Raw genomic sequence first — 6,477 nt, forward strand, 5'->3', positions numbered from 1 at the left:
ACTCAGTAGTTTACTTGCTCGGGGTTTTGTTGCAATCTAGAAACTACACTGTGCAGTGTAATTTTATGCGCGATCGGTAGGAGTCTCTCAGTTATGGCCACGATTTCAAGCCGTCTCAAGCCTTCGCCTGCGGCGCCCAAGCCTGCCGAGCAGGACCAGGGGCATTTCAGCAACGACGCCCCGGTGCAGCACGGCGGCTTTGGCAAAACCTTGCGTATCTTTTGGAACATGCTGTTCAACAAACCGCGCAGCACGCGGCCGGTGGGGCAGATCCCGGTGCAGCCGCTGACCCGCGAGCAGTTGCTGGCGGCGCCGGATCACAGCGTGTACCGCCTGGGGCATTCCACGGTGCTGCTGAAAATGCGCGGCAAATTCTGGCTGACCGACCCGGTGTTTGCCGAGCGTGCCTCACCGTTCAGTTGGGCCGGCCCCAAGCGTTTTCATCAGCCGCCCATCAGCCTTGAAGAGTTGCCGCCGCTTGAGGCAGTGATTCTTTCCCACAACCACTACGACCACCTTGATCACAAGGCTGTCATCCAATTGGCCGACAAGACCCGGCACTTTCTTGCGCCGCTGGGCGTGGGCGATCTGCTGATCAAGTGGGGCGTGGATGCCAGCAAGGTGCGGCAACTGGATTGGTGGCAAGGCACTGAGGTGGATGGCCTGCGTTTTGTCGCCACGCCGGCGCAGCACTTTTCCGGACGCGGCCTGTTCGATGCCAACCAGACCTTGTGGTGTTCCTGGGTGATGATCGACGGCGCACGGCGGATCTTTTTCAGCGGTGACACCGGCTACTTCGATGGCTTCAAGCGCATCGGCGAGCAGTACGGTCCGTTTGACCTGACCTTGATGGAAACCGGCGCTTACAACGTCGACTGGCCGCACGTGCATATGCAGCCGGAGCAAACCCTGCAAGCGCATATCGACCTCAAGGGCCGCTGGTTGCTGCCGATCCACAACGGCACTTTCGACCTGGCATTCCATGCTTGGCACGAACCGTTTGATCGCATCATGGCCTTGGCCTGGGAACGCAATGTCTCGATTACAACGCCGGCGATGGGGCAGGCGTTCAGTTTGAACCAGCCGGAACGTGGCAACGCGTGGTGGCTGGACGTGGAAACCCAAGGTGCCCAGGAGCGCCTGTTGAGCTGAGCTGTGGGAAAAGGAGTTTTCAAGCTGTTTCAGGGCTGCGACAGACGCCAGCCAAGGGTGCGATGATCCCCGGAAGTCGGTTTTTCGGGGGTACTTCTTATGGAAGGCAAAGGTAGGACATCTTGGCATGGGGGCACGTGCCCGACCGGGCACGCGGTGTCAGCGCTACTCGAGTCGGCAGTCTCGGCGCCCCTCCTCAAACAGCTGCTTAACGAACCGGCGAGTGCGCACGGTATCGCCTTTGGCAGCGACCCGCAGTCTCATGCCCACCCTGAAGGCCGCATTCCGATCCCTGGCTACACCTCTCCGGCTCTTCCGCTGAAACCGGTGCGTGATCCGTCGTTATCGTTGATTGCCTTGAGTGGCGTTGACCCTTCGGGGCCGGTAATGGTGGAAGTGCCCTTGGTGCAGAACAACAACGTCTTGGCGGTCAGCCAGGCATTGGCGGGCAGGCGCATCGGCTTCGCCGAGCGGTTTGTGCAGGGCGAGCCGCTGGAGCACACCACCGCCTTCCTGAACGCGCTGGACGTGCTTCGCCGGGCCGGGGCGCAACTGGTGCCAGTGCTTGCACAGCGTAGCGATGACAGCCTGCTGTTCGACCTGCACACCCGCAACGAAATCGACGCGCATGTGAGTGAAAATCGACTGGATGCGTTGGTGTCGGACAGCCGCAGCGCGGCGTTTCATGCGGCCTGCTGGACCGGCTACCCGGTGCATGGCGAGCCACTCGAAGAGGGCGCGACGGTGTGGTTCTACGGTGCGCGTTGGTCGAAGGATGCACTGCAGGCGCTGGTTCAGGAATACCGCAGCGCGCAAGTCCTGATGCCGGCACCGGTGCAATTACAGTGACCGGTTGTGTTGACTAATCCTACGCCGTGAGCGCCTTGGGTCGGGCTGCCTGGGGCGCGAGGCCTTCTTAGACTGGTGATGGATCAACGTCGATCCCTCGTCATTTCTTAATCCTGAAGAGGTCTTATGATCGGTCTTGTATACGGTGTAGGGGCTGTCGTTCGGCAAGTCGCGCAGTCCTGGGTTGTCGACCCTGTGCCCGCAGTTTCAAAATCCGTAGCCCCAGGTACCGAGTACCTCAGTGTCAGCGAGCTCGGCGCGCACATGGCCAGGCCCGGCGGACTCACATCGGTGAGCCTGGTCAACTACCTGCAACAGCGCATTCTCAAGCTCGACCCGCAATTGAACGCCGTGATTGAGCTCAATCCGGATGCGCTGCGCACTGCTCGCGAGTTGGATCAGGAGCGCGCCAGTGGCAAGGTGCGCGGGCCGCTGCATGGTATTCCCATCCTGCTCAAGGACACCCTCGAAGCCACCGGCATGCAAACCAGTGCGGGAGCATTCGGCCTGGTGGGTGAGGCTGTCGGCAAGAACGCCCCGCTGGTCGATAACCTGATCAAACAGGGCGTGGTGATCCTGGGGAAAACCAATATGACGGAACTCGCGGGCTTTCGTGGCGCGCCCGATGGCTGGAGCAGCCGGGGCGGGCAAACACTTAACCCGCATCAGGCAGATGCTGACGTGGGGGGCTCCAGTTCCGGTTCGGCGGCCGCGGTCGCCGCCGGGCTGGCCCCCTTGGCAGTCGGGGCGGAGACGAATGGTTCGATCATCGTACCGGCGGCACTCAACGGCGTGGTCGGGCTCAAGCCCAGTGTCGGTTTGCTGGACCGTAACGGCATCATTCCGGCCAGCCGGCGACAGGACACGCCGGGCCCGATGGCACGCTCGGTGTATGACGTGGCGCTGATGCTCAATGCCATGTCAGGCCGCGACCCTGATGACCCGCATAGCGTGGGCGCTCCCGAGGGCGTGGACTACACGCGGTTGCTGGTACCCGGCGCGTTGACGGGCAAGCGTATTGGTTATCCGACGACGTTCAGTGCAAACGGCGAAATCCTGCCTGTGGTCAACAGTGCGTCATTCACGCGGACACTTGAGGTGCTGCGTGATCAAGGCGCGGTTCTTGTGCCCGTCGACATGCGCCTGGCCGACGCATCACGCTATGAGGAGTTGCTGCTCTCGGATGTGAAGGAGGAAATGAATGCTTACCTGGCCAAACGCCGCGGATTGCCAGTCAAGTCGTTGACGGAGCTGATCAAGTTCAATGAAGACCGCGACGGCACCGAGACCGATCACCAGCCGATGCTCAAGGAAATCGCTGCCTCCACTTTGACGCCGGACCAACGAGAGCCGCTGTGGGACGAGCTGATCGAGGATTTTCGCAGCACGGTGGATGATCCGATCAAGGCAGAAAACCTTGATGCCATGGTGACCGACTTCGAGACCAACGCTTATTTCGGCGTGGCCGCTGCGGGTTACCCGGGGATCACGGTGCCTTCCGGAACGAACGAGGACGGCCTGCCCACCAGTGCCTACTTTTTCGGCACCCGCTGGGCTGAACCGACCTTGCTGGCGGTGGCCCATGGGTATGAGCAGGCGGCCCAGGCGATGGTCAACCCCAGGCTCTGAAGCTACACACTGCCGCGCGCGGCCGGGTTGTGGTGGTCCGGCTGGACCTTACGCGCCATTCGGTTGGGGCGTGGCTGAGTCAATGGATGTCGCAGTTGAGCCCATCAGCCGCGAAAGGATGGTGGGTGCTGCGGGCTCGGTCGGGTGGGTATCGAACCTGCGCACGCTCATGCCCCACCCCGGCGCAAACCCCGGGAAAAACACCAGCCCTTCGGCCTCCAGGCGGAACGCCACGGCCAGGCGGGTTTCATCACCCACGTCGCCCAGGCTTTCGAATTGTTGGAGGGCCTCCACCGTCACATCGGCCTGGCGCGCCAGGTCTTCGCGGCTCCAGCCCAGCATCGCGCGGGCCTGTACGCTGTGTTTGGCGGTGAATTGATGCAGGACGATCTGCTGATCGACGAAAGAGCGCATTGCCAGAGAGGACATGGAATTTCTCCAGGGTTCGACGGGGAGGACAAACTATACTGTGTTTTTGTACAGTTGTTTTGACCGCTCATCAACTGGATTTTGTTGATGGCTTTTCAGCCCCCCTTTATTCCAGTGCCGGCGCCTCGCGAATAAGCAGGTGATCGAGGTTTTCGATATTCGCGCTGAACACCGCGAAGGTCTGCTCGGGGTTTTTCTTGCTCGGTACCTGTTTCAGCTCCGGCGTCACGCCGTAGAAGAAGCAGTACAACGCCCGGTCACTGTCTGCCGCCGCCCTGATCTGCTCCAGGAATACTGAGCGTTTGCGGTAGTTCTCGATGAGCTTTTTGCTCAGGTAGACGTTGACTGAATAGGGCTTCTTGTCGAGCCACACCTTCTTGTCGAAGTCGATGCGAAAGCTGCTGGTGTAGTCCTTGATCGCCTTGATCTTGCCCCAGTAGATCAGGCCCTTGTTGTCCTGAAGGTATTCGATCTTCTTGAAGAACGTCGAGTAGGTCGCGGTGTGCTCGCCGATCTTCAGCGGCATGTTTTTGAGCTTGTCCTTGTCGTCGATATTCGACACAAAGCATTCCACCGGGTGGGCAAACACGCTGGTTTTGTCCGGGGTGGTGTCGTGGGAACTGCCGGACGGGCTGGTGCGGCTTGACGGCGTTTTCTCAGGGCCCTGTGGGAGTTGTCCTTGAGGGCTGGTAACCGGGGTTTTAGCCGCGTACGTACGCCTTGTCAGGACAAATTCCGATGGGAAGTTTTCCTCGCGCTCGTCGTCATTTTCGCCGGTCACGGTTTTGTGGGTACTGGCGTAACGGCAGCCGTCGATATGCCGGGTGCTCGGGGTGTTCTTGAAGTGCGGGGTGCGCAGGTAGTTGACGTTCTTTGCGTTGAACGTGCTCAACACATTGCCCGCCTCGAAGGCTGCACGGCAGTCATCGTTGGGGCAGAGGAAACTGTCCTGGTCGGAATCGAAGGCGACGGTTTCGTCGAAATTCAGGTCACGTACGTCGTAGATCGACAGCTTGTCATCGAGACTCAGGCTGTAGGCCGTGTCGAATTTCATGGGGCTCGGGTCCGTGAGAGGTTTCGCTATTAATAGCCGGATCCCGCGTAAATATCAGCAAGAAACTGCGACCCGCCGCCCGCTCAAGAAGCACAGCGTGCCGCCGATGGCCGTCAGTGCACCCAGCGCATAAAACATGCTGGTCGGCGCGGCATTGATCAGCAGGTAGCCGCAAATTACCGGGCTCATCGCGCCGCCAAATGCTGCCAGGTTCTGCGCACCGTAGTAACTGCCGCGCAGTGCATCCGGGGCGATGGTGTCGATGAACAGGAATTCCGACGGGTAGATGATCATTTCGCCCAGGGTGAACACAAACATCGCCAGGCACCAGGTGAGCAGGCTGTCGGCCAGGCTGAAACCGATCAACCCGAGGATGAACAGCAAGGTGCCGAGCACGATCCAGTAGCGCAGTTGTTCACGCTTGAGAAAACGCCCGATCTGGTACTGCATCAAAATCACGGTAATGGCGTTGCAGGCCAGCACCGCCGACAAAATCTTCAGCGCCTCGGCAGGTTTGTAGGCAACCAGCAGAAATTGCGACAGATAAAGCGTATAGCGCCCGTGGACAATGGTGCTCAGCAGGCTGCCGCTGGTAAACAGGATCAACGTGCGATCACTGCGCAAGGTGCGCAGGGTGCTGAGGAAACTCAGGGGTTTGTTGCTGTCGTCGCGCTGGGTCGGCGGGATGCCGATCATCAGGAATACGCTGCCAAACGCGATGGCGCTGGCGATCAGGAACGGCGCCAGCTGCATGTGTCCGGCGATCACCACGCCGACCATCGGGCCGGTGGCGTAGCCGACGTTGGTCAGGGTGTAGCGCAGGGAAAACACCTTGGCGCGGTCGCCCACCGGCAGATTCTCGCTGATGATCGCCTTGGAGCCGATCAGGAACAGCGCCGACGCGGCTTCGGTGATCACCAGGGTCAAGGTGGTGAGGTAGAGGTTGCTGGCAAAGGTCAGCAACAGAAAACCGATGGCGCTGGAGAGCATGGCCAGGATCAGCAGCTTGCGCTTTTCCAGGCGGTCGATGATGTAGCCGCCATACAGGCCCAGCAGGGTCGCGATGAAGACGGCAATCCCCATCAGCAGGCCGATGTCCTGTTGGTTGAGGCCCAGGCGGGTGCTCAACAGCAGGGCCAGCAAGGGGCTGGTCATGGCGCGGCTGACCACGATGGTCACCGAGCAGATCATCAGGCGGCGGATTACCAGGGAGTAGATGGCCACGGTGGGGCGGATGTCCTTATTCTTGAGGCAGGTTACGATCTTTCATACACAACAGATCCCTTGTGGGAGCGGGCTTGCTCGCGAATGCGGCGGGTCAGTCGGTACATTCGTCGCTGACACACTGCATTCGCGAGCAAGCC

At 60.4% G+C, this 6,477-nt stretch carries 6 protein-coding genes; 3 read left to right on the top strand and 3 right to left on the bottom strand.

Annotated elements, in window-relative coordinates; translation table 11 throughout:
- Positions 1–93 precede the first annotated feature (93 nt).
- The 3 genes from QMX97_RS15745 to QMX97_RS15755 all read left to right on the top strand — a co-directional run bounded on the left by QMX97_RS15745 (position 94) and on the right by QMX97_RS15755 (position 3,630).
- Entirely contained in the window at positions 94–1,152 is a 1,059-nt protein-coding gene (locus QMX97_RS15745; protein ID WP_262134373.1) for an MBL fold metallo-hydrolase, read from the top strand.
- Between the two features lie 156 nt (positions 1,153–1,308).
- Positions 1,309–2,001: a hypothetical protein gene (locus QMX97_RS15750; protein ID WP_282397211.1), complete on the top strand. Its 693-nt coding sequence runs from the start codon at positions 1,309–1,311 to the stop codon at positions 1,999–2,001.
- Positions 2,002–2,127: 126 nt separating this feature from the next.
- Entirely contained in the window at positions 2,128–3,630 is a 1,503-nt protein-coding gene (locus tag QMX97_RS15755) for an amidase family protein (RefSeq protein WP_282397212.1), read from the top strand.
- A 48-nt stretch (positions 3,631–3,678) separates the two neighbouring features.
- On the opposite strand, the gene QMX97_RS15760 is transcribed toward QMX97_RS15755, so the two are convergent.
- From QMX97_RS15760 to QMX97_RS15770, 3 genes are all read right to left on the bottom strand, one after another.
- Positions 3,679–4,059, bottom strand: coding sequence for a helix-turn-helix transcriptional regulator (locus tag QMX97_RS15760; protein WP_282397213.1), 381 nt, complete (start codon positions 4,057–4,059; stop codon positions 3,679–3,681).
- Between the two features lie 106 nt (positions 4,060–4,165).
- A complete protein-coding gene (locus QMX97_RS15765; protein ID WP_282397214.1) occupies positions 4,166–5,113 on the bottom strand; it encodes a hypothetical protein in 948 nt (315 codons plus the stop codon).
- 54 nt (positions 5,114–5,167) lie between these two features.
- Positions 5,168–6,337, bottom strand: a complete 1,170-nt coding sequence (locus tag QMX97_RS15770; RefSeq protein ID WP_282397215.1) for an MFS transporter — start codon at positions 6,335–6,337, stop codon at positions 5,168–5,170.
- Positions 6,338–6,477 lie beyond the last annotated feature (140 nt).

Source organism: Pseudomonas sp. PS01298 (genome assembly GCF_029959745.1).
Taxonomy (GTDB): Bacteria; Pseudomonadota; Gammaproteobacteria; order Pseudomonadales; family Pseudomonadaceae; genus Aquipseudomonas; species Aquipseudomonas aylmerensis.

What these genes read in the sequence shown, in the direction of transcription:
- QMX97_RS15745 (WP_262134373.1), top strand. Translation starts at nt 94, where the DNA reads ATGGCCACGATTTCAAGCCGTCTCAAGCCTTCGCCTGCGGCGCCCAAG.
- QMX97_RS15755 (WP_282397212.1), top strand. Translation starts at nt 2,128, where the DNA reads ATGATCGGTCTTGTATACGGTGTAGGGGCTGTCGTTCGGCAAGTCGCG.
- QMX97_RS15760 (WP_282397213.1), bottom strand. Translation starts at nt 4,059, where the DNA reads ATGTCCTCTCTGGCAATGCGCTCTTTCGTCGATCAGCAGATCGTCCTG.
- QMX97_RS15765 (WP_282397214.1), bottom strand. Translation starts at nt 5,113, where the DNA reads ATGAAATTCGACACGGCCTACAGCCTGAGTCTCGATGACAAGCTGTCG.